Raw genomic sequence first — 21,045 nt, 5'->3', positions numbered from 1 at the left:
AAACCCGCGACAATATGCGGATCGCACGCCAGAGTCCCGCCAGCATGAGCGAACAGCCGATCGATACGGTCCAGCCGTCCGACACGCCAGCCATCGAAATCGAACGCGACGTCATGGAGTACGACGTCGTCACCGTCGGCGCCGGCCCGGCCGGGCTGTCGTTCGCGATCCGGCTCAAGCAGCTCAATCCGGAGCTGTCGGTCTGCGTGATCGAAAAATCCAGCACCATCGGTGCGCACATCCTGTCCGGCGCGGTGATCGAGACCGGACCGCTGGACGCGCTGCTGCCGAACTGGCGCGACAACCCGCCGCCGATCTGCGTGCCGGCCACCGACGACGAGTTCTGGCTGCTCAGCAAGACCGGCGGGCGCAAGCTGCCGGTGCCGCCGGGCATGCACAACCAGGGCAACGTCATCGTCAGCCTCGGCGCGATGTGCGCCTGGCTGGCGCCGCAGGCCGAAGCCCTCGGCGTCGAGATCTACCCCGGCTTCGCCGCCGCCGAGACCCTGCACGACCCCGACGGCCGCGTCGCCGGCGTGCGCATCGGCGACATGGGCATCGCCAAGGACGGCAGCCACAAGTCCGGCTTCACCGCCGGCATCGACATCCGCGCCAAGGTCACCGTGTTCGCCGAAGGCGCGCGCGGCCATCTGACCAAGCGCCTGATCAAGCGCTTCAAGCTCGACGCCGACAGCGACCCGCAGGGTTATTCGATTGGCATCAAGGAACTGTGGCAGGTGCCGGAAGACCGGGTCAGCCCGGGCAAGATCGTGCACAGCTTCGGCTGGCCGGCCGACAGCCACACCTACGGCGGCAGTTTCCTGTATCACCTCGACAAGGGCCGCATCGCGCTCGGCTACGTCAGCGGCCTGGATTACCGCGACCCCGACTACAAACCGTGGGAGGCCTTCCAGCAATGGAAGAACCACCCGATGGTCAAACCGCTGCTGGAAGGCGGCAACCTGGTATCGGCCGGCGCGCGCGCCATCGTCACCGGCGGTTACCAGTCGCTGCCGAAGGTCGAGATGCCCGGCGCGCTGCTGATCGGCGACACCGCCGGCCTGCTCAACGTGCCCAAGGTCAAGGGCACCCACCAGGCGATCCGCTCCGGCATGCTCGCCGCCGAACACCTGGCGCAGTCGCTGAGCAGCGAAGGCTTCGACGCCAAGCTGCGCGCCTCCGATGCGATGGCCGAACTCAAGAAGGTCCGCAACATCAAGCCCGCGTTCAAGCGCGGCCTGTGGTTCGGCATGCTCAACGCCGCCTGGGAAACCGTCACCGGCGGACTCTCGCCGTGGACCCTGAAGAACAAGGCCGACTGGTCGTCGTTGCAGAAACTCGGCGAGGCCGAGAAGCCCAAGCGCGATTACGTGGATCGCAGCCTGGCGCCGCGCGATCGCCTCGCCTCGGTGTACTTCGCCGCCACCGAGCACGACGAAGACCAGCCGGTGCACCTCAAGGTCGCCGACACCAACATCTGCATCACCCAGTGCGCCGAGGAATACGGCAACCCCTGCACGCGCTTCTGCCCGGCCGGCGTCTACGAGATCGTCGAAGAAGCCGGCGCCAAGCGCCTGCAGATCAACTCGGCGAACTGCGTGCACTGCAAGACCTGCGACATCAAGGACCCGTACGAGATCATCAACTGGGTCACACCGGAAGGCGGTTCGGGGCCGAATTACCAGAACCTCTGAACGGCTCCGCGTAGCGATCGCCGCAACCGGCAGACCGCCCTCGGGCGGCCTGTCGGTCTTCCGCCTTAGCGCCGCAGTCGTAATCAGAACAGGGCGACGATCGTCCAATCCGGCGGATACGGCCTGTAATCCGTGTAGCGGCGGCCGCCGCCCCCGACGTACTCGTAGCCCATCGACGGCCAGGATTCGCCCTGACGCGGCGGGCGGTTCCAGATCAATTCGGCGCCCGGCGCGGGGCTGTAATTGCGTGCGGTCACGAAACTCTGGCCCGGCACGACCGGCAGACTAGGATTGGCCTGGATCGCAGTCCCGTTCATCAGCCAATAGCTCAGCACGTCGCCGTTGGGCGACATCCAGAACATGTCCTCGCGGCCATCGTCGTTCATGTCCGCGGTGGCGACGTACTTCCAGCCGGCCGGACGCGCAGCGAGGCGGGTGCCGGCGAAACCGTTGCCGTTGAGGTTGACGTAGAGATTCAGGTCGCTGGCGCTGGCATAGACGATGTCGCTGAGGCCGCGCCCATGGAAATCGCCGATGCCGAGGATTTCGAACCAAGCCGGCATCGGCGCGGTCCTGCGCTCGGACACCGACAGCCCGCGCATGATCCAGACCACGATCTCGCCTTTGGCGAGGTCGCGCCACAGCAAATCGGCATTGTCGTCTCCGTTGAAATCGCCGGTGCCGACGAAGGCGAGCCCGCTGGCGGCTTCGTTGATGAAGCCCTCCACGAAGCCGTCTTCGTGAGCGGTCCATACCGTCAGCGAACCGCTGTCCGGATCGCGCCACAGCACGTCTATACGCGAATCGGTGTTGAAATCGCCCAAGCCGATCGGCCGATACTTGCGCCACGGCGAATAGAACGCGCCGGAAGCGTACATGGTCCCGCCGCCGCGCCAGTACGAGAACTGCGCCTCGGCCGCGTTGTGCCAGAACATGTCGGCATAGCCGTTGACGTCGTAATCGTCGCGCGCGGCCGGGGCGCGCACGGTCTCGTTGCGGAACGCGCCGGCCACCGGCGTGGTCCGGTTCAAGGTCAGCGCGTTGTCGGCGTAACCCGCCTGCCCGCAATAAGTCCAGCCGCAAGGCGCGGCTATACGCGGATTCGAGAACACCGAACCGCCCCACAGATAGCGGTCCGCTTCGTACGCCAGGAAGCTCCCGGACGGGTACTGGCCGCTCATGTAGCGGTAGCCGTACGAATACGAGTACGCGCCGGACACCGCCGAACCGTCGATGCCGGCGTGTTCGCGATCGTGCTGGGCGCCGAGGTTGTGCGCGACTTGATGCATCAAGGCGGTGTTGGCACAGGCGGCGTTGATCACCGAATAGCCGTAGCCCGAGTCGCCGGCGCTGATGCCGCGTCCGCCGGCGCCTATCAGCCAACCCGCGCCGCAATCGGCGGTCGAGCTCCCGGCGTCGCGCAGCAGCACCACCAGGTCGCCGCCGTGCGCTTCGCGGGCGGCGCGAAGTACGTCGAACGCAGGGTCAACGCTGACGCCGCTCGCGCCGCTCATGCGTTCCAGCACGGCCTGGCTGGACAACCCGGAAGCGTAGTTCACCGGCAAGGTGCGCACGACCCGCAACCGGGCATTGACCAGGCTCTGGAACAGCATGTCGTTGCCGACCGCGACCATCTGATTGAGCTTGGTCAGCATCGCATCCTGGTTCGGACCGGTGATTCCCACCACCAGGTCGATCACGGCCGACGGCGGCGAATAGGCGCTGGCGGCCGCCATCGTCGCTCCGTTTCCGGACCGCACCGCGCCGGGCGTCGGGGCGGGCGGCACCAGGAAGTCGGACGACGCTGCGGCTTTGCCGGCCGCGACGCTCGCGGCCTGCGCAGGATCCGCCTCGACCACCCACGCCGCGCCGTCGCGCGTGGTCAATTCCAACGGTGCGGCGCCCGGCACCGAAATCGATCCGTAAGCCGCCGACACGCCGAAGGTCAGCACGACCCGCCCGCGCGCGGCCTCGCCGTCGATGCGGCCGATCCAAGTCCAATCGCCCGATGCGGCGGTCGCGTCGCGCTCGTAACGCACGCTCAGCGCGCGCCCGCCGGGCGTGCGCAAATGCAATCGGCCACTGGCCACCGCGGCGCGCGCATGCGCTTGGCTGAGGCCGATGCGATGCCAGAGCAACCCGTGCTCGCGCATCGCGACGGTCTTGTCGGGATAGACCAGCAGTTCGCCGCGATCGGCCGCAACGCCAAAACGCAGGTGCGGCCGGCTCCCGGCGACATGCGTCTGCGACGGAACGGTCGGAGTGCGGGCAGCATCCGATCCTTCGCGGTCCCGGTCGACCACGATGCAGCCTGCGCCGGACATCGCCAGGATCGCCATCCACAGCCACTTGTTCATCGCCATCCCTACCGTGCTTCTATGCGTGTTCGTGCATGGCCGACCGGAGCCCGGTCAACGCATCGGATGCAACTCCCAGCCGACCGGGTACTGGTGGTAGACAATGAAATCGAAGCCGTTGATCAGGGTATTCCTGCCGACATTGCGCTCGCCGACGCTGGTCCCGCCCTTGGGCACGTCCCAGATCACGTCGGCTTCGGCGATATGGCCCGGGCCGCGCACCACGCCCGCCAACTGATGCCCGGCGCGCAATGTCTGGCTCGGGTTGGCGGTGATGCGCGGGCCGTCCATGACCCAGCGGCTCAACGTATCGCCGGCGGGATTGGCCCAGTACATATCGTCGCGGCCGTCGCCGTTGTAATCGCCCGTCGCCACGTAGGTCCACCCCGGATGCCCGGCGACCACGGCACCGGTGAAGCGCATCGCATCGTTGACGTACAGGTTGACGTTGGCGCCGTCGGCGTAGACCACGTCGCTATAGCCGTCGCCGTTGAAATCGCCGATACCCAGGATCTCCATCCAGCCCGGCATCGGCGCCACGGCCTGTTCGACGATGCGCTCCTCGCGCATCGCCCAGACCTTCATTTGCCCGGTGGTGTAGTTGCGCCACAGCAAGTCGTAACGCTCGTCGCGGTTGAAATCGCCGACTCCGACGATGTGCATCCCGGGCTCGTAGCCGCCGACGATGCGCTGCTCGAAGCCCTCGCCGACCGCCACCCACAACACCAGGAACCGGTCCAGGTCGCTGCGCCACAACACGTCAGCGCGACCGTCGCCGGTGAAGTCGCCGATGCCGGCGACCCGGTAGGCGGAGACCATGCCGAACGCCTGCGAGGACTGTTGCGGGCTCATGCCGCTCCAGTAGGCAAACAGCTGCTGCCCCTTGTTGCGCCAGAACAGCTCCGGATTACCGTCGCCGTCGGTGTCGTAGCGGGCGAAACCGCCGCGCGTCAGCTTGCGCCGGAACCGGCTCACGATCGGAATCGTCTGCTGCAGGGTCAGTACGTTGTCCGCTTCGGCCGTGCCGCAGGGCGGCGGCGGGCCCTCGTCCCCGGCATAAGCGCAGGACCGGCGCGGGTTGGACAGCGTCTGCATCGGCCGGGTCGTGCTGGAGGCCGCCAGAGCGGTGTGGAACGTGGCGCCCACATAGTCGAACGAATACGGATAGGCGCCGTACTCGACGCTGCCGCCGGCGCTGGCGGTCGCCAGGTCGTGCTGAGCGCCGAGGTTGTGGGCGATCTGGTGCAGGAAATACATGTCCGAGCAACCCGAAGCGTTCTTGACCACCGAGTAGCCGTAGGCCGCGTCGCCGGCCTCGATGCCCTTGAGGTTGGCGCCCAGCAACCAGGAGGCGCCGCAGCCCGGGGTAGCGACGCCGACCATGTCGCGCACCAGCACCGCCAGGTCGCCGCCGAACTGCTCGCGCGTAGCGCGCAGACCGGCGAAGGCCGGATCCGGCGCGACCGTCGGGCTGCCGGTCAGTTTCCGCAACGTGATCTGATCGTTGGCGTCGTTGACGTAGTAATCGACGTAAGTGGCATTGACCATGCGCAGACGCGCCTTGACGCCGCTGCTGCGCAGTATCGAATTGGCGAAGCTCATCATGTCGTTGAGGTGGGTCATGACCACCGAACGCGGCCCCTGCTCTGTGTAGCCCACCACCAGATCGACCAGGCGCATCGCCGGGTCGGTATTGGCCGCGGCCGGCGCATCGGGAAGCTTGTCCGCAGCGACCGTCGGCGGGATCAGATAGTCCGGCGCGGCCGCGGCCGCGGCGGCGGCAGCGGGTTGGGCCGCGGCGGGGTCGGCTTCCACTGCCCAGGCGGCGCCGTCGCGCGTGATCAGGCGCAAGGCGCTCTGGCCGGGTACGGCGAAGGTGCCGAACACTGCGTCGGCGCCGAAGGTGACGGTCGCGCGCTCGCCGGCGTTGCCGTTGGCGGCGCGGCCGACCCAGGTCCAATCGCCGTTGTCGTGCCGGACCTGTTCCTCGTACGCGTAGTCCAGAAGCTGCCCGGAAGGCGTGGTCAGGCGCAGGCGGCCGCCGGCCGTCGCGGCACGCGCATGCGCCTGGCTGATCCCGCCGACCCGATGCCAGACGAATCCGCTTTCGCGTCGCGCCGGCGTGGCGCGCGAGTACGACAGCAGTTCGCCGCGGTCGGCCAGCCCGGCCAAGCGGCTTCGCGCATCGGCGTACGCCGGTGGCGGCACCGATGCGGCCGTAGCGGCAGGCGCGGCGACCAACGACGCGCCTGCCGGCCGAGCCGCCGCGACGGGCGGGTTGGGCGCGGTGCAGGCGCCCGCCGCAAGCCCGAGCAACAGGGCGGCACCCAATTGGATTTTGCTGCGCATTGCTTGCTCCATTTCGTTGTCGCTCGATTGCGGCTGCGCTGGTCGCCGTACGGCGGCAAATTGTCTCAGCGCGGTTCCCAGCCGGACGGGAACGGCAAGCTATGGGTCGCGCCCGGCAAGTACGGGGCGTCAACCACGGTGATCTTCAAATTCGGCGACGACTCGGCGTTGTAGGCCGGCTCCAGCCAGATCAGCTCGGCGGACGGATTGCCACCGACGTGGCGCGCGGCGATGAAGCGCCGATCCGGATAGGTGGTCAGCGACGGGTTGCCGAGAATGCGGGCGCCGTCCATGGTCCAGTAGCTGACCGCGGTACGGGCGCCGTTCTGCCAGATCAGGTCGTCGCGCCTGTCGTTGTTGAGATCGCCGCTGCCCAGGAAGGTCCAGCCTTGCGGCCGTGCGGAGATCCGTTGGCCGGCAAAACCAGCGCCGTTGTTGAGATACAGATTGACCTCGTTCGAATCGGCATAGATCGCGTCGCTGTACCCGTCGCCGTTGTAGTCGCCGATGCTCAGCACCTGGTACCACTGCGGCATCGCGGCGACGAACTGCGAACGGATCTGCGCGCCGTTCATGGTCCAGACCTTGAGCAACTCGGCGCCGTAGCTGCGCCACATCAGGTCCTGCTTCTCGTCGCCGTCGAAGTCGCCGATGCCGACGAAGCTCATGCCCGGCTCAAAGCCGCCGATGCCGCGCTGCTCGTAGCCGTTGTCCTTGGCCACCCACAGCACCAGGTACTTGTAGGCATCGCTCTTCCACAGCACGTCGCTGCGGCCGTCGCCGGTGAAGTCGCCGATGCCCGCCACCTCGTACTCGGCCTGCATGTAGAAGCCGGCAGAGCGTTGACTCGCTATAGGATCGAGCCAGTAGGCGAATTCCTGCGTCCCGGGATTGCGCCAGTAAACATCGCCGGTGCCGCCGGCGTCGAAATCGCCGCTCACCACACCGCCGAGCACCTTGCGCGGACGGAAACTGGCGACGACCGGGATGGTCTGGCGCGCGGTACGCACGTTGTCGGCCTCGTTCGCCACCCCGAGCACGCAGGGCGAGGCGGGGTGACAGGTGATGTCCGGGGTCGAGTAGGTATACGAATAGCTGGCATCGACCTGGAACGGATACGCCATCGCGGTGCGGGTCTGGCCGTAACCCGGGTTGCCATGGACGTAGCCGAACGCGTACGGCGTCGCACCGTATTCCAACACCCCGCGCGGGCTCGCGCTGGCGCGGTCGTGCTGCAGGCCGAAGCTGTGCCCGATCACGTGCGGTGCGGCGAACGGGTGGCAGTAAGGCATCGACTGCGCGCCGGTGTAGTTCCACACCAGATAGCCCAGGCCGGCATCGGAAGCGTCGATGCCTTTCAGGTTGCCGCCGATCAGCCACGACGCGCCGCAGGCCCGATCGGTCTGCAGGCCCTGGTTGCGCACCAGCAGAACCAGGTCGCCGCCGTAAGTGTCGCGCGCCTGGCGCAGCGCCGAGAACGCCGGCGCCACGGCCACGCCGTCGGCGCCGGTCATTTCGCGCAGGACCTGGAAATTGGCGTTGCTGTCCGGATACTCGACCTGCATCGCGTGCACGATGCGCACGCGGGCGTTGATCGTGCTGACGTACAAGGCGTTGTTGATCGTGGCCTGCAGGTTGTACAGGTCCGATTCCGCGCGGGCGCGGTCCTCGAACACGCTCGCGTAGCCCGGGGTGTAGCCGATCACCAGATCGACGATGGCCTGTTGGTCCGCGGGCCCGCCGGCCGCTGTATCGGCCGGCCGGTCGACCGGCGGCATCAAATAGTCGGTTTCGAAGCTGACCGCGTCCGCGAGCGTTGCTGCGGGGCCGAGGGCCTGCGCGCGCCCGACCCAAGTGCGCCCCTCGAACGTGGCCAGTTGCCATGCCGAGCCGTCCGCTTCCGCGACGGTGCCTGTCGCGCCGTAGGGGCCGAACACCAACAGCGCGCGCGCATCCGCCGGACCGCTTTCGGCGTGCCCGATCCAGCTCCAATGATCGCCGTCGCTGCGCTGATGCTCGAAGCGGAACGGCAGGCTGCGCCCGTCCGGCGTCGGCACGCTCAGCCGTCCTTGGGTCTGCGCGGCAGCCAGCGCATGGCGTCGGCTCAGCGTCACCGCATGCCACTGCATGGCCCCGACCCGGCGCGGGGCAACGCTGCGGTCGTAGGCCCACAACTGCCCTTCCGGTACGGCCCGCGACGCGGCCGGCACGGTCGCTACCGCGGTCCTGCCTGCGCGCTCGCCTTCGCGCTCCTGCCCTGCGCGCTGAGCCTGCGGGGGCTGGCACGCTGCCAGCAAGACCACGGACGCCCACATCCACTGTTTCATTTGCTTTCCCCCAAGGTGTCGGTTGGCGCGACCGGCGACGGTCGGCGCGGCGCTTATCTGATTTCCCAGCCGCGCGGATAACTCGCGTAGCGCGAGTCGTCGTTGACCGGCGAATGCATGCGCAGGTAACGCGGCCCCGAGGGCGCGTCCTCGGCCGCATCGTCCCAAAGCAACTCCATCCCGGAGCGACCGAAGAGGTGGCGCATCCCGGCCAGACGTTCGTAGGATTCGGTGCGCAGGCTGGGATTGCCGACGATGCGCGCTCCGTCGAGGCGCCAATAGCTCAGCGTGCCCAGCGCCGGATTGATCCAGGACATGTCGTCGCGACCGTCGGAGTCCAGATCGCCGCTGCCGGCATACGTCCAGCTCCCGGGCCGACCGGCCACTCTGGCGCCCGAGAACGAGACGCCGTCGTTCATGTACAGGTTCACGCTCGCCGAATCGGCATAGACGATATCGCTGCGGCCGTCGCCGGCGAAATCGCCGATGCCGAGGATCTCGTACCAGCCGGGCATCGTCGCGTTGCGCGTGGATGCGATCTGCTCGCCGCGCATCAGCCACAGTTTGAGCTCGCCGGTGGCATGGCTGCGCCAAGCGATGTCGTAACGCTCGTCGCCGTCGAAGTCGCCGACGCCGACGAAGCTCATGCCCGGCTCGAAGCCGCCGATCGCGCGCTGCTCGTACCCATCGCCCTGGGCCGCCCACAGCACCAGGTAATGATCCGGATCGCTCTTCCACAGCACATCGCTGCGGCCGTCGCCGGTGAAGTCGGCCACGGCGGCCACGTCGTAGGGCGCGACCATGAAGAATCCGCGGCCGGCGCTGGGTTCGGCGTACGGCCAGATGGCGAATTCCTGGCTGGCCAGATTGCGCCAGTACAGTTCGGCGCCGCCGCTCATGTCGAAATCGCCGACCACGCTGCCGCCCGGCACGCGCTTGGGACGGAAGCTGCTCAGCACCGGAAAGGTTTGCCGCGCCGCGCGGCGGTTGTCGGCCTGGTCCTGCACGCCGCACACCTGCCCGTAGCATTTACGCTCGGGCGTCGAAAGCATGCTTCGGTGCTGGGGCGTTTCGACCGGATACGCCATGACCGTGCGGATCGCGTTCGGATCGGTCGCCGGCCCGGAAACGTAGCCGAAGGCGTACGGGAAAGCGCCGTATTCCAACGTGCCGTTCGGGCTGGCGCTGACACGGTCGTGCTGCAGCCCCAAGGCATGGCCGAACTGGTGCGCGGCGCTGTATTCGGTACAGAAATAGCGGCCCAGGTCCCAGTCGAACACCGCGTAACCCAACCCCGAGGACGCACGCGCGTACGGCGTCAGCCCGCCGCCGATCATCCAGGACGCGCCGCAACGGCCGCCCTGTGGGCCGTCGTATTTGCGCACCAGGTAGACCATGTCGCCGCCGTAGGCGTCGCGCGCGCGGCGCACCTCGGCGAAGGCCGGGTGCGCCGGCACGCCGTCGGCACCGGTCAGCTCGCGCAGGGCCTGCAGGTCGTCGGTGTCGTCGGGATAATCGACCTGGACCGCATGAACGATGCGCACCCTTGCGTTAATGCCCATGGACAGCGCCGCGTTGATGCCGCCGAACAAGGTGTCCAGGCGCAGGGCCAGACCATAGTCCCCACCGCCGCCGGGCTGATCGAAACGCGCCCGGAAGCCCTTGGTGTAGGCGACCACGATGTCCGCACCGGCGCGCTCGTCCTGCTCGGAGCCAACGCCGGGATCGGCCGGCAGCGCGGCCGGCGGCATCAGGTAGTCGACCTGCGACTGCGCCGCCGAGGTGGCCGCTGCCGCGGCCCGCGGCGGGTCGGGCTCGATCAGCCAGGTGCCGTCGCGTTCGGTCGCCAGGTGCAGGGTCGTGCCGCCGGGACGGTCGACACTGCCGGAGATGCGGCTGCCGTCGAAGGACACCACCGCCCGCCCCGGCTGCCGACCGTCGCTGCGCCCGGTCCAGATCCGCGCCCCGGACAGATCGCCGGTCCATGCGCCGGTGGAGCGGAACGCCAGGACCTCGCCGTCGGGCGTGCGCAGCCGCAGACGGCCCTGCGGCCGGGCCGCGATCGTCAATTGGGCCGAATCCAGGCGAACCGGCCACCAGGTGGCGGCGCCGCGCCGCTGCGGCTTCGCCCCTGGCTCGATCCGGATCGGCTCGGCCTCGGCAGCCGTCAGCGGTACGGGGATCGGCGGCTGTGCCTGCGACGCGACCGCCATCGGCATATCCGCACGAGCACTATAGGAAAAGCCAGCGTCCGAGCTTGGCGGCACGGTCTGCGTGCACGCCGAGGCCAGGGCAGCGGCCCCGACCAATATCCATTTGCGCATGTGCGGCCCCCCTGGGTGCACCAATGGTGCCATGCGTCACGGATTGACTTCAATCTGTGCCAGGTTGCACATAAACAAAATACGAAGGCCGCCCTGCGGCGGCCTTCGAGAACCCTGTTGCGCTTGCGGGCGGGCTCAGCGCCGCATCTGCCAACCGGCCGGATAAGCATTGCTGTAGCGCTGACTGCTCCCGGTCAAATCGATATTGACCTTGAGCTGCGCCGCCGCATTCCAGATCAGGTCGGCGCGCCCATCTCCGTTGACGTCGCGCGCGGCGAAGAAGGTTTCGCCAGCCCGCCCTGCCACAGCGGGATTAGCGACGATCGACGCTCCGTTCATGACCCAATAGCTCAGCACGTTCTGTCCTGGATTGAGCCAGACCATATCGTCGCGACCGTCGCCGTTGATGTCCGCGCTGTCGACATAGCTCCAACCCGCAGGACGTCCGCCGACGCTCTGACCGGCGAAGTAATTGCCTCTGCTGAAGTACAGGCTGGTCTGCGCATCGTCGGCATAGACCACATCGGAGCGGCCGTCTCCATCGAAGTCGCCGACGCCCAGGATCTGGAACCACGACGGCATGGGCGCGTCCCATTTCGACGCGACCTGATTGGCCTGCATCAGCCAAACCCGCAGGCGGCTGCCGGCGAGCGAGCGCCAAATCAGATCGTGCCGTCCATCGCCGTTGACGTCGCCGCTTCCGACCAGCGTCATATCCGGCTCGAACCCGCCGACCACTTGTTGCGTGTAGCCACCGCCCGAACTGAGCCAGAGTACGAGGAACCGCTCAGCCTCGTTCTTCCACAGCACATCGCCGCGGCCGTCGCCGTTGAAGTCGCCGACGGCCCCGACATCGTAGGTAGAGACCATGTCGAAGCCGGCCGCGCTCGCGAAGCCTTGCAAAGCATCGGACGAACCGGCCAGCCAATGCGCGAACTGATGCGCGGAAGCATTGCGCCACAGCAAGTCGGCCCAGCCATCCCCGTTGACGTCGCCGCGGACCACCCGCTGCGGCACGGCGGTCGCCCGGAACGTCGCGATGATCGGCATGGTCTGATTGAGGGTCTGCGCCGTATCGGCCTGGCCGCCGACGCCGCACGCGAAACCGCCGCAGCTGGTGATGCGCGGATTCGAGAAGACCCGATAGGAGGTCTGGCCCGCATCGCCATACGCCATGATGTCGTAGAAATTGCCGCTGCCGGCGCCGGCCTTGTAGCCGAACGAATATGCGTAAGCGCCGTACTGCAGGCTGCCGCCCGAGGAGGCCGTCGCGCGATCGTGCTGCGCGCCCATGTTGTGGCCCAACTCGTGCGCGAAGGTTTCGTCGCGGCAGAAATAGGTCGTGCCGCCATCGTTCTGGCGCCCGTCGCTGACGACCGAATAGCCGTTGGGCGCCGATGAGGTGGTGATCGGCTGCTGGCCGCCGCCGAGCAGCCAGGCGATGCCGCAACCGTCCTGCGCAGTGCGGTCGTACTTGCGCACGAACGAGACCAGATCGGCGCCGTACTGGTCGCGCGCCGCACGCAATGCATTGAAGGCCGGATCGACCGGCGTCGTGCGCGTGCCGGTCAATTTTTCCAGTGCGCTGCCGTTGTCGGAACTGTCCGCATAGTTGACTTGCATGGCATGGACCATGCGGATACGCGCGGTGATCTGGCTGTTGACGTAGGCCTGATTGGTGACTTCGACCAGATAGTTGAGCCGGGTGACGGCCTGGGACGCGCCGCCCAAACCGTTGGCGAACCCGTTGCTGTAGCCGACCAGGACATCGACCAGGACCTGGCCGTCGGCCGCGGTCTCGGCGGCGCCGATAGAAGCGCTGGCCGGCGCGACGCTCGAAGCGTTCGCCGCCGCGCTCGGTATCAGATAGTCGTCGGCATGATCGGGGCCGATCGAATTTTCGAGCAGCGCCAGCTTCGCCGGATCGGTCTCGATCAACCAGGACTTGCCGTCGCGCAAGGTCAACTTCAGCGCGGGCTTGCCGGGCTGGGCGATGCTGCCGAACACGGCGCGTTCGCCAAAAGTGATGATGGCCTCCTGCGCGAGGCCGCCGCGATCGATGCGCCCGACCCAGGTCCAGTCGCCGCTCGGATGTTCGACATGGCGCTCGTAACGGAAGTCGAGTTTTTCGCCCGAGGGCGCGGTGATGCGCAGATGACCGCGGACGGTCGCGGCGAGCGCGTGTTGTTCACTCAGTTCGACGCGATGCCAGGTATAGGCGCCTTCGGAGATGGCGGTTTGCCTGGACGGATAAGCGGCCAGGTCACCGCGATCGGGCAGGCGCGCGAATCCGGCGGCGGCGATGCGACGCGTCGCAAGCCGCACCGATAACGGATCTGCGAATGGAGTCGGCGCCGAACGCATTGCCGGAGCGGACATCGCCGCTCCGCTCGCAAGCCTTTGAGCCACTGAGGAAGAACCGGAGTCGGATGACGTGCAGCCGACCGCAAGCAGGACCAGCATCCCCAGAAAAGCCAAATTGCGCATAGCGACCAGCCAAGTAAAAGCAGCGCCGCATCCTGCATCCGCGGCGCAGATACTTCAATGGCCGCAAAAAACACATGCACCATAAATTGAGAAACACGTCTCAATTTTCCGGAGAGCTTGCTTTTGCCAGCGCTCGCGACGCCGCAGTTACGCTATTCAGGCGCTCAGCAAAGGCACGCCGGTCTTGCTGCGCAGTTCGTCTTCGTTCACGCCCGGCGCGGTCTCGACCAGCACCAGACCGCGCTCGGTGACGTCCATCACCGCAAGCTCGGTGATGATCCGATTGACCACGCCCAGGCCGGTCAGCGGCAGCGTGCATTCGGACAGGATCTTGTGCTCGCCGTTCTTGGCGCTGTGCTCCATCAGCACGACCACGCGCTTGACGCCGGCGACCAGATCCATCGCGCCGCCCATGCCCTTGACCATCTTGCCGGGCACCATCCAGTTGGCCAGGTCGCCCTTGTCGGTGACCTGCATCGCGCCGAGGATCGCCAGATCGATATGACCGCCGCGGATCATCGCGAAGCTGTCGTGGCTGCCGAAATAGCTCGCGCCCTGGCGCGCGGTCACGGTCTGCTTGCCGGCGTTGATGAGGTCGGCGTCGATCTCGCTTTCGGTCGGGAACGGACCGATGCCGAGCAGGCCGTTCTCGGACTGCAGCCACACGTCCATGCCGGCGGGAATGAAGTTGGCGACCAGCGTCGGCAGGCCGATGCCGAGGTTGACGTAGGCGCCATCGGTGAGTTCCTGCGCGGCGCGCTGCGCCATTTCATCGCGGGACCAAGACATTGGTAATTCTTCCTGTATAGGTGGACGCAATTGAAGTGCCGACGGAGAAAGTCGGTTTACGACGACAGGCTCCGGAAGCTTTTCCCGTATAGCTGGATGTATCGAATCGACTACGGAGAAAATCGGTCTGCGACGATCGGCTCCGAGAGTTTTTTCCTTTTAGCTGGACGCATCGAAATCGACGAAGCAGAAAACCGGCGACGCCGATCCGCTCCGACTCGAGAAAACCGGCGTGCGAGCCGCAGCGACCGCTCCAACCTAAGCGCATCGATCGCAAGGATGCGCATAAGATCAGGACGGCCCGCCCACTCACCCAGCCCGCACCGTCCGCTGCTCGATGCGCTTCTCCGGGGTCGCATTGACGACGATCCGGTCGACGTAGATACCCGGCAGGTGCACGTGATCGGGATCGATCGCGCCGACTTCGACCAGTTCCTCGACTTCGGCGATGCAGACCTTGCCGGCCATCGCGCAGGCCGGGTTGAAGTTGCGCGCGGTCTTGCGGAACACCAGGTTGCCGGCCTTGTCGGCCTTCCACGCCTTGACCAGCGACACGTCGGCCTTGAGTGCGGTTTCCATGACGTAATGGTGGCCGTCGAACTCGCGCGTCTCCTTGCCGTCGGCCACCACGGTGCCGTAGCCGGTGCGGGTGAAGAAGGCCGGGATGCCGGCGCCGCCGGCACGCAGGCGCTCGGCCAGGGTGCCCTGCGGATTGAATTCGAGTTCGAGTTCGCCGGACAGGAACTGGCGCTCGAATTCCTTGTTCTCGCCGACGTAGGACGAGATCATTTTCTTGATCTGACGCGTTTCGAGCAGCAGGCCGAGGCCGAAACCGTCGACGCCGGCGTTGTTGGAGATCGCGGTAATGCCCTTGACCCCGCTGTCGCGCAGCGCGCCGATCAGGGCCTCGGGAATGCCGCACAGGCCGAAGCCGCCGACGGCCAGGGTCTGCCCGTCCGCCACCACGTCCTGCAGGGCTTGTTTCGCACTGGGGTACAGCTTGCTCTTCGCGGCGCCGACGGGCGTCGCGGCGATGGCCTCGGCCATGGGACAACTCCTTTGCGGGATGGGCGCAGTTTAGCCTGCGGCCGGGTCCGGACGTAGCGGACTTTCGGGCAATACCGCGACAATGCTCCGATCGTGTGCCGACGCTAGACTTGCGACATGAGCCGACTCGCCCTGGTCACCGCCATCGCCGCCGCCGGGCAGGACGACGACCTGTCGCCCCTGCTTCAGGCCTGCACCGCACGCGGCATCGCCGCCGAGATCCGCGCCTGGGACGACCCCAGCGTGGCCTGGGCACGATACGACGCCGTACTGCTGCGCTCGCCCTGGGACTACACCGAACGCCTCGATGAATTCCTGGCCTGGTGCGAACGCGTCGACGCCCACACGCGCCTGCTCAATCCCTGGCCGGTGGTGCGCTGGAATACCGACAAGCATTATCTGGCCGACCTGGCCGCGCGCGGCGTGCCGGTGGTGCCGAGCGCGTTCGTCGAACCCGACATGGATGCGCTGCCGGCCCTTCAGGAGTTTCTCGCCGCCCATCCGGACGCCGACGAATTCGTGGTCAAGCCCGCGATCAGCGCCGGCTCGCGCGACACCCAGCGTTATGCGCGCGCGCAGGAATTCGCCGCGGCCAATCACCTCGCGCGCCTGCTCGACGAGGGCCGCAGCGCGATGCTGCAGCCCTATCTGGTCTCGGTCGATCGCGACGGCGAGACCGCACTGATGCATTTCAACGGCGTGTTCAGTCATGCCATCCGCAAAGGCGCGATGCTGCAACGCGAGGATGCCTTGAACCTGCGCGCGGTGGAACGCATCGCCGCGCGCGAGGCCGGCGACGACGAACGCAGGGTCGCCCTGCATGCACTGACCGCGATGACGGCGCGGCTCGATCTCGAAGAGCCCTTGCCGTACGCCCGCGTCGACCTGATCCGCGACGGCGAAGGCAAGCCGCAGTTGCTGGAGCTGGAGTTGTGCGAACCCTCGCTGTTTTTCGCTCACGCCGAAGGCAGCGCCGAGCGTTTCGCCGAAGTGCTGGCCGAGCTGCTGGCGACGATGCAGGTCGATTGAGCCGCTCGCGCCCTCACAGGCGGGCGTCGGCACGCCCTCGCCTCGGCGGGGCCATAAAGAAAAAACCGGCCTCGCGGCCGGTTTTTCGTGCGCGGACGCGACGGACCGCTTACGAACGCCCGTACACGTCCTCGAGACGGACGATGTCGTCTTCGCCCAGATACGCGCCCGACTGCACCTCGATCAACTCGACCGGCTCGGTGCCGTTGTTGCGCAGGCGATGGACGCTACCCAGCGGGATGTAGGTGCTCTGGTTCTCGTGCAAGTCGAATACCTTGTCGTCGCAGGTCACTTCGGCCACGCCGGACACCACGATCCAGTGCTCGGCACGCTTGCGGTGCTTCTGCAGGCTCAGGGCCGCGCCCGGCTTGACCACGATGCGCTTGACCTGGAAACGCGGCCCCACATCGATCGAATCGTAATAACCCCAAGGCCGGTAGACCTTGCGATGAAACAGATGCTCCTGGCGCCCGGCCTTTTTAAGGCGATCGACGATGGTCTTGACGTCCTGAACCCGGTCCTTGCGCGCGACCAGGGTCGCGTCGGGCGTATCCACGATGACCAGGTCCTCGACCCCGATCGTGGCGATCAGGCGCCGTTCCGAGGCACGCACCAGGCTGTCGCGCGTATCCAGGGAGATCACGTCGCCTTCGTAACGGTTGCCGTCTTCGTCGCGCTCGGCCACCGACCACAACGACGACCAGGAACCGATGTCGCTCCAGCCGCAACTGACCGGCACCACCGCGGCGCGATCGGTCTTCTCCATGACCGCGTAGTCGATCGAATCGCTGGGGCTGGCGGCGAACTCGTCCTTGCCGACGCGGATGAAATCCAGATCGCTTTGCGCCGCCGCATGAGCCGCGGTCGCGGCGGCATGGATCTGCGGCGCATAACGCGCGAGTTCCTGGAGATAGCGCTCGGCCTTAAACAGGAACATGCCCGAGTTCCACGAATACGTGCCCTCGGCCAGATAAGTTTGCGCCGTCGCCAGGGCCGGCTTCTCGACGAAGCGGGCGACTCGGTAGCCGTCCTCGCCGAGGGCCTCGCCGCGGGCGATGTAGCCGTAGCCGGTTTCCGGATAGTCCGGCTGGATACCGAAGGTGACCAGCCAGCCCTGCTCGGCCAGCACGGCCGCACGCTCCACCGCGGCCCGGAAGGCCGATTCGTCCTCGATCAGGTGATCGGCTGGCAGCACCAGCATCACTGCGTCGGGGTACTGGGCGAGCAAATGCAAGGCGGCCAACGCGATCGCCGGCGCGGTGTTGCGGGCGCTGGGTTCGAGCAGGATGCCGCCGCTGCCCACACCGATCCCCTGCAATTGCTCGCCGACCATGAAGCGATGCCCCTCGGCGCAGACGGTCACCGGCAGACCCGCTTGCGGCAGGGCGCAAGCGCGCAGCACCGTTTCCTGGAACAGCGAACGATCGCCGATCAGCGACAGGAATTGCTTAGGCTGGTTCTCGCGCGACAATGGCCACAGGCGCGAACCACTGCCGCCGCTCAATACGACAGGATGCAGCATCCCGGCTCCGAAAGACTGGGGATGGGCAAGAATAGCCCGGCCGGGCAGTTGGGGGCTTCATGTATCGTGACTGCATGGCCAGTCGGCACGCCGGGCCACGGCTTTAGAATCCTCCCAAACGGCATGCGGGACACGCCGTCGGCGCGCCGACGACGGGCCCCAACCCAACCAAGGACAGGCTCGTGGCTTCCGACTCGAACGGCACCGCCCCCAACGCCCTTCGCCTCCAGGCGCCGGGAGGAGGCGAAATCCAGGCCACCGCGTTCGGTGCCCATGCCCTGTCCTGGCACTGCCGTGGACAGGAACGCCTCTACCTGAGCCCGCGCGCGAGCTTCGGTGCCGGCAAGGCGATCCGCGGCGGCGTCCCGGTGATCTTTCCGCAATTCGGCGAACGCGGCGATGGACCGCGCCACGGCTTCGTGCGAACGTTGGACTGGCAAGTGCTGGATACCACCGGCTCGAAACTGCCGCGACTGGCGTTTCGCCTGAGCGACAGCGAACAGACCCGAATTCGCTGGCCGCATCGCTTTGAAGCCGTGTTGTCGCTGGAACCGGGCGAGAACCGGCTGCGAATCGCCCTGAATGTGCACAATTCGGACAGCACCGCCTTCCAATTCACCGCCGCGCTGCATACCTACCTGCGTGTGGCCGATGTAGCCGGAACGCTCGTGCACGGACTCGAACGGTCGCCGTTCCTGGATTGCGTGCGCGGCAACGAGCCTCAGCCGGCCGCCGACGCGCCGGTACGCTTCGAAGGCGAAGTCGACCGTATCTACGCCGGCACCGTCGGCACCGTGCGCGTCACCGATGGCGTGGATCTGTTGCGCATAGAAGCCGAAGGCTTCGCCGACACGGTGATATGGAATCCCGGGGCAGAACTGGCCGCCGGCATGGGCGACCTGGGTGCCGGCGAGTACGGCCGCTTCGTCTGCATCGAAGCGGCGCAGGTACTCAAACCCGTCCACCTGGACCCGGGCGCCAGTTGGAGCGGCGCCCAGATTCTGACCGTCGAAGATCCGGTGACGTAGCCGGAAAGCAGCGAATTCCCCCTAAGGCGCGCCTCGAACTCAGCTTCGGCGATAGCCCCCAGGTCGCGGTTGGCACTGCAGTGCCGCGGCACATTCATACCTGCAACGCCCTCAGATCGGCACCCGTCGCGATGGCGCCTGATCGAACCTTACGGCTGCAAGCCCCTAAAGCCCGGCGTCCAGCCGGATACGTCGCAAATCCCACCATACGGGATGGCGCTGGCGCTGCAGGTCGTGGAGGGTTCAGATGCCAGGCCGAGCTGGCCCCGACCTGCGTACGTGGGCCGTCTCAGCTAGAATTGGGGGCTCTCGGCCGCTCCTGGCTCAGCACCCCACAAGGAATCCCCGCACGATGAAGATCCTCGTCGGCTACAAGCGCGTGGTGGACTACAACGTCCGCATTCAGGTCAAGCCGGATGGCTCCGGCGTGGTCACCGACGGCGTCAAGCTGTCGGCCAATCCCTTCGACGAAATCGCCCTGGAAGAAGCCCTGCGCCTGCGCGACAAGGGCATCGCCACCGAGGTCGTGGTCGCGACGATCGCCCCGGCCGACGCCCAGGCGCACCTGCGCAACGGCCTGGCCATGGGCGCCAATCGCGCCGTGCACGTGGTCTCGGACCAGCCGATCCAGCCGCTGACCGCCGCGCGCGCCCTGCTCAAGCTGATCGAGAAGGAACAGCCGGACATCGTCATCCTCGGCAAGCAGGCCATCGACGACGACGCCAACCAGACCGGCCAGATGCTGGCCACGCTGTGGGGCCGCCCGCAGGCGACCTTCGCCTCCAAGCTCGAAGTCGAAGGCGGCAAGGCCACGGTGACGCGCGAAGTCGACGCCGGCCTGGAAACGCTGGAAATCGACCTGCCGGCGGTGGTCACCACCGACCTGCGCCTCAACGAGCCGCGCTTCATCAAGTTGCCCGACATCATGAAGGCCAAGAGCAAGCCGCTGGAGACCATCGCCTTCGCCGATCTCGGCGTCGACACCGGCGACACGCTTAAGACCACCCATTACGCACCGCCGCCGAAGCGCAGCAAGGGCGTGATGGTCAAGGACGCGGCCGAACTGGTCGCCGCACTCAAGGCTAAGGGGCTGCTGTAATGAGCAAAGTTCTGATCGTCGCCGAACATCTCAACGGCAAGCTCAACGCGTCGACCGCCAAGTGCGTGTCGGCCGCGCAGGCGCTGAAGCCGGACTCCATCGACATCGTCGTGCTCGCCGCCGACCCGGCCGCGGTCGCCGCCGAAGCCGCGCAGATCGCCGGCGTCGCCAAGGTGCTGACCATCGCCAACGCCGCCAACGCCAACGCGATCGCGCAGGTGCTCGCGCCGCAGGTCGCCGCGTTGGCCAAGGGCTACAGCCACGTGTTCGGCCCCAGCACCACCTTCGGCAAGGACCTCATGCCCTGCGTCGCCGCCCTGCTCGGCGTCGCCCAGGTCTCCGACGTCATGGCCGTCGAAGGCAGCCACACCTTCAAGCGTCCGATCTACGCCGGCAACGCCATCGTCACCGTCGAAGCGCCCGCCGACCACACCGTGGTTGCCACCGTGCGTACCGCGTCCTGGCCGGAAGCGGCGAAGGGCGGCAGCGCCGCGGTCGAAGCCGCCTCGGTCGAGGCGAGCCTGCCGAGCCACACCCGCTACGTCGGCCTGGCCGCCGGCAAGTCCGACCGTCCCGACCTGCAGAGCGCCAAGCGCGTCGTCTCCGGCGGCCGCGGCGTGGGTTCGGCGGACAACTTCAAGATCATCTACGACTTCGCCGACAAGCTCGGCGCCGCCGTGGGCGCTTCGCGCGCCGCGGTCGACGCCGGCTACGTGCCCAACGAGATGCAGGTCGGCCAGACCGGCAAGATCATCTCGCCGGAGCTCTACGTCGCCGTCGGCATCAGCGGCGCGATCCAGCACCTGACCGGCATCAAGGACGCCGGCACCATCGTCGCGATCAACAAGGACGGCGAAGCGCCGATCTTCGAGATCGCCGACATCGGCCTCGTAGGGGATTTGTTCACACTTCTTCCGCAACTATCCGCCGAACTGAACTGAGTTCACTGCGCATGCCAGTGTGCTTTGGCCGGGCATTTCACCCGGCCTTCAC

General features: G+C 67.1%; 13 protein-coding genes. 5 read left to right on the top strand and 8 right to left on the bottom strand.

Annotated elements, in window-relative coordinates; genetic code table 11:
• Nucleotides 1-44 precede the first annotated feature (44 nt).
• Nucleotides 45-1,694, top strand: coding sequence for an electron transfer flavoprotein-ubiquinone oxidoreductase (locus EX88_RS0108275; RefSeq protein WP_031371527.1), 1,650 nt, complete (start codon nt 45-47; stop codon nt 1,692-1,694).
• 83 nt (nt 1,695-1,777) lie between these two features.
• Here EX88_RS0108275 and EX88_RS0108270 read toward each other — a convergent pair whose 3' ends face one another.
• The 7 genes from EX88_RS0108270 to EX88_RS0108240 form a co-directional block, all read right to left on the bottom strand.
• Entirely contained in the window at nt 1,778-4,051 is a 2,274-nt protein-coding gene (locus EX88_RS0108270; RefSeq protein WP_152566169.1) for an FG-GAP-like repeat-containing protein, read from the bottom strand.
• Nucleotides 4,052-4,105: 54 nt separating this feature from the next.
• Entirely contained in the window at nt 4,106-6,400 is a 2,295-nt protein-coding gene (locus EX88_RS0108265; RefSeq protein ID WP_031371525.1) for an FG-GAP-like repeat-containing protein, read from the bottom strand.
• Between the two features lie 65 nt (nt 6,401-6,465).
• Nucleotides 6,466-8,727, bottom strand: coding sequence for a reprolysin-like metallopeptidase (locus tag EX88_RS25845; protein WP_161786090.1), 2,262 nt, complete (start codon nt 8,725-8,727; stop codon nt 6,466-6,468).
• Between the two features lie 53 nt (nt 8,728-8,780).
• Nucleotides 8,781-10,940 carry an FG-GAP-like repeat-containing protein gene (locus EX88_RS0108255; protein WP_161786089.1) on the bottom strand — a complete coding sequence of 720 codons (2,160 nt, stop codon included), beginning with the start codon at nt 10,938-10,940 and terminating at the stop codon, nt 8,781-8,783.
• Nucleotides 10,941-11,186: 246 nt separating this feature from the next.
• The gene (locus EX88_RS24410) at nt 11,187-13,430 is read right to left on the bottom strand and encodes a reprolysin-like metallopeptidase (protein WP_161786088.1); all 2,244 of its coding nucleotides are present in this window, start codon (nt 13,428-13,430) and stop codon (nt 11,187-11,189) included.
• 264 nt (nt 13,431-13,694) lie between these two features.
• Nucleotides 13,695-14,327 (bottom strand): CoA transferase subunit B, encoded by a 633-nt coding sequence (locus EX88_RS0108245; protein ID WP_031371521.1) that lies wholly within the window; start codon nt 14,325-14,327, stop codon nt 13,695-13,697.
• Nucleotides 14,328-14,636: 309 nt separating this feature from the next.
• Nucleotides 14,637-15,374 carry a CoA transferase subunit A gene (locus EX88_RS0108240; RefSeq protein WP_031371520.1) on the bottom strand — a complete coding sequence of 246 codons (738 nt, stop codon included), beginning with the start codon at nt 15,372-15,374 and terminating at the stop codon, nt 14,637-14,639.
• A 117-nt stretch (nt 15,375-15,491) separates the two neighbouring features.
• Between EX88_RS0108240 and EX88_RS0108235 the strand changes: the two genes are divergently transcribed.
• A complete protein-coding gene (locus tag EX88_RS0108235; RefSeq protein ID WP_031371519.1) occupies nt 15,492-16,403 on the top strand; it encodes an ATP-grasp domain-containing protein in 912 nt (303 codons plus the stop codon).
• 109 nt (nt 16,404-16,512) lie between these two features.
• On the opposite strand, the gene EX88_RS0108230 is transcribed toward EX88_RS0108235, so the two are convergent.
• Nucleotides 16,513-17,925 carry a mannose-1-phosphate guanylyltransferase/mannose-6-phosphate isomerase gene (locus EX88_RS0108230; protein ID WP_031371518.1) on the bottom strand — a complete coding sequence of 471 codons (1,413 nt, stop codon included), beginning with the start codon at nt 17,923-17,925 and terminating at the stop codon, nt 16,513-16,515.
• Between the two features lie 182 nt (nt 17,926-18,107).
• Here EX88_RS0108230 and EX88_RS0108225 point away from each other — a divergent pair, with 182 nt between their 5' ends.
• From EX88_RS0108225 to EX88_RS0108215, 3 genes are all read left to right on the top strand, one after another.
• On the top strand, nt 18,108-18,953 hold the full coding sequence (locus EX88_RS0108225; protein WP_051884743.1) for a D-hexose-6-phosphate mutarotase: 846 nt from the start codon (nt 18,108-18,110) through the stop codon (nt 18,951-18,953).
• Between the two features lie 352 nt (nt 18,954-19,305).
• Nucleotides 19,306-20,052: an electron transfer flavoprotein subunit beta/FixA family protein gene (locus tag EX88_RS0108220; RefSeq protein WP_031371516.1), complete on the top strand. Its 747-nt coding sequence runs from the start codon at nt 19,306-19,308 to the stop codon at nt 20,050-20,052.
• Nucleotides 20,052-20,993, top strand: coding sequence for an electron transfer flavoprotein subunit alpha/FixB family protein (locus EX88_RS0108215; RefSeq protein ID WP_031371515.1), 942 nt, complete (start codon nt 20,052-20,054; stop codon nt 20,991-20,993). The genes EX88_RS0108220 and EX88_RS0108215 overlap by 1 nt, the downstream gene beginning before the upstream one ends.
• Nucleotides 20,994-21,045 lie beyond the last annotated feature (52 nt).

The sequence above is a fragment of the Lysobacter antibioticus genome, from assembly GCF_000731095.1.
GTDB lineage: Bacteria > Pseudomonadota > Gammaproteobacteria > Xanthomonadales > Xanthomonadaceae > Lysobacter > Lysobacter antibioticus_B.
Note: the sequence above shows the minus strand (reverse complement) of the source record. Positions and strands in the feature narration are given on the sequence as shown.

What these genes read in the sequence shown, in the direction of transcription:
- EX88_RS0108275 (WP_031371527.1), top strand. Translation starts at nt 45, where the DNA reads ATGAGCGAACAGCCGATCGATACGGTCCAGCCGTCCGACACGCCAGCC.
- EX88_RS0108230 (WP_031371518.1), bottom strand. Translation starts at nt 17,925, where the DNA reads ATGCTGCATCCTGTCGTATTGAGCGGCGGCAGTGGTTCGCGCCTGTGG.
- EX88_RS25845 (WP_161786090.1), bottom strand. Translation starts at nt 8,727, where the DNA reads ATGAAACAGTGGATGTGGGCGTCCGTGGTCTTGCTGGCAGCGTGCCAG.
- EX88_RS0108270 (WP_152566169.1), bottom strand. Translation starts at nt 4,051, where the DNA reads ATGAACAAGTGGCTGTGGATGGCGATCCTGGCGATGTCCGGCGCAGGC.
- EX88_RS0108265 (WP_031371525.1), bottom strand. Translation starts at nt 6,400, where the DNA reads ATGCGCAGCAAAATCCAATTGGGTGCCGCCCTGTTGCTCGGGCTTGCG.
- EX88_RS0108240 (WP_031371520.1), bottom strand. Translation starts at nt 15,374, where the DNA reads ATGGCCGAGGCCATCGCCGCGACGCCCGTCGGCGCCGCGAAGAGCAAG.
- EX88_RS0108215 (WP_031371515.1), top strand. Translation starts at nt 20,052, where the DNA reads ATGAGCAAAGTTCTGATCGTCGCCGAACATCTCAACGGCAAGCTCAAC.
- EX88_RS0108245 (WP_031371521.1), bottom strand. Translation starts at nt 14,327, where the DNA reads ATGTCTTGGTCCCGCGATGAAATGGCGCAGCGCGCCGCGCAGGAACTC.
- EX88_RS24410 (WP_161786088.1), bottom strand. Translation starts at nt 13,430, where the DNA reads ATGTCCGCTCCGGCAATGCGTTCGGCGCCGACTCCATTCGCAGATCCG.
- EX88_RS0108235 (WP_031371519.1), top strand. Translation starts at nt 15,492, where the DNA reads ATGAGCCGACTCGCCCTGGTCACCGCCATCGCCGCCGCCGGGCAGGAC.
- EX88_RS0108255 (WP_161786089.1), bottom strand. Translation starts at nt 10,940, where the DNA reads ATGGCGGTCGCGTCGCAGGCACAGCCGCCGATCCCCGTACCGCTGACG.
- EX88_RS0108220 (WP_031371516.1), top strand. Translation starts at nt 19,306, where the DNA reads ATGAAGATCCTCGTCGGCTACAAGCGCGTGGTGGACTACAACGTCCGC.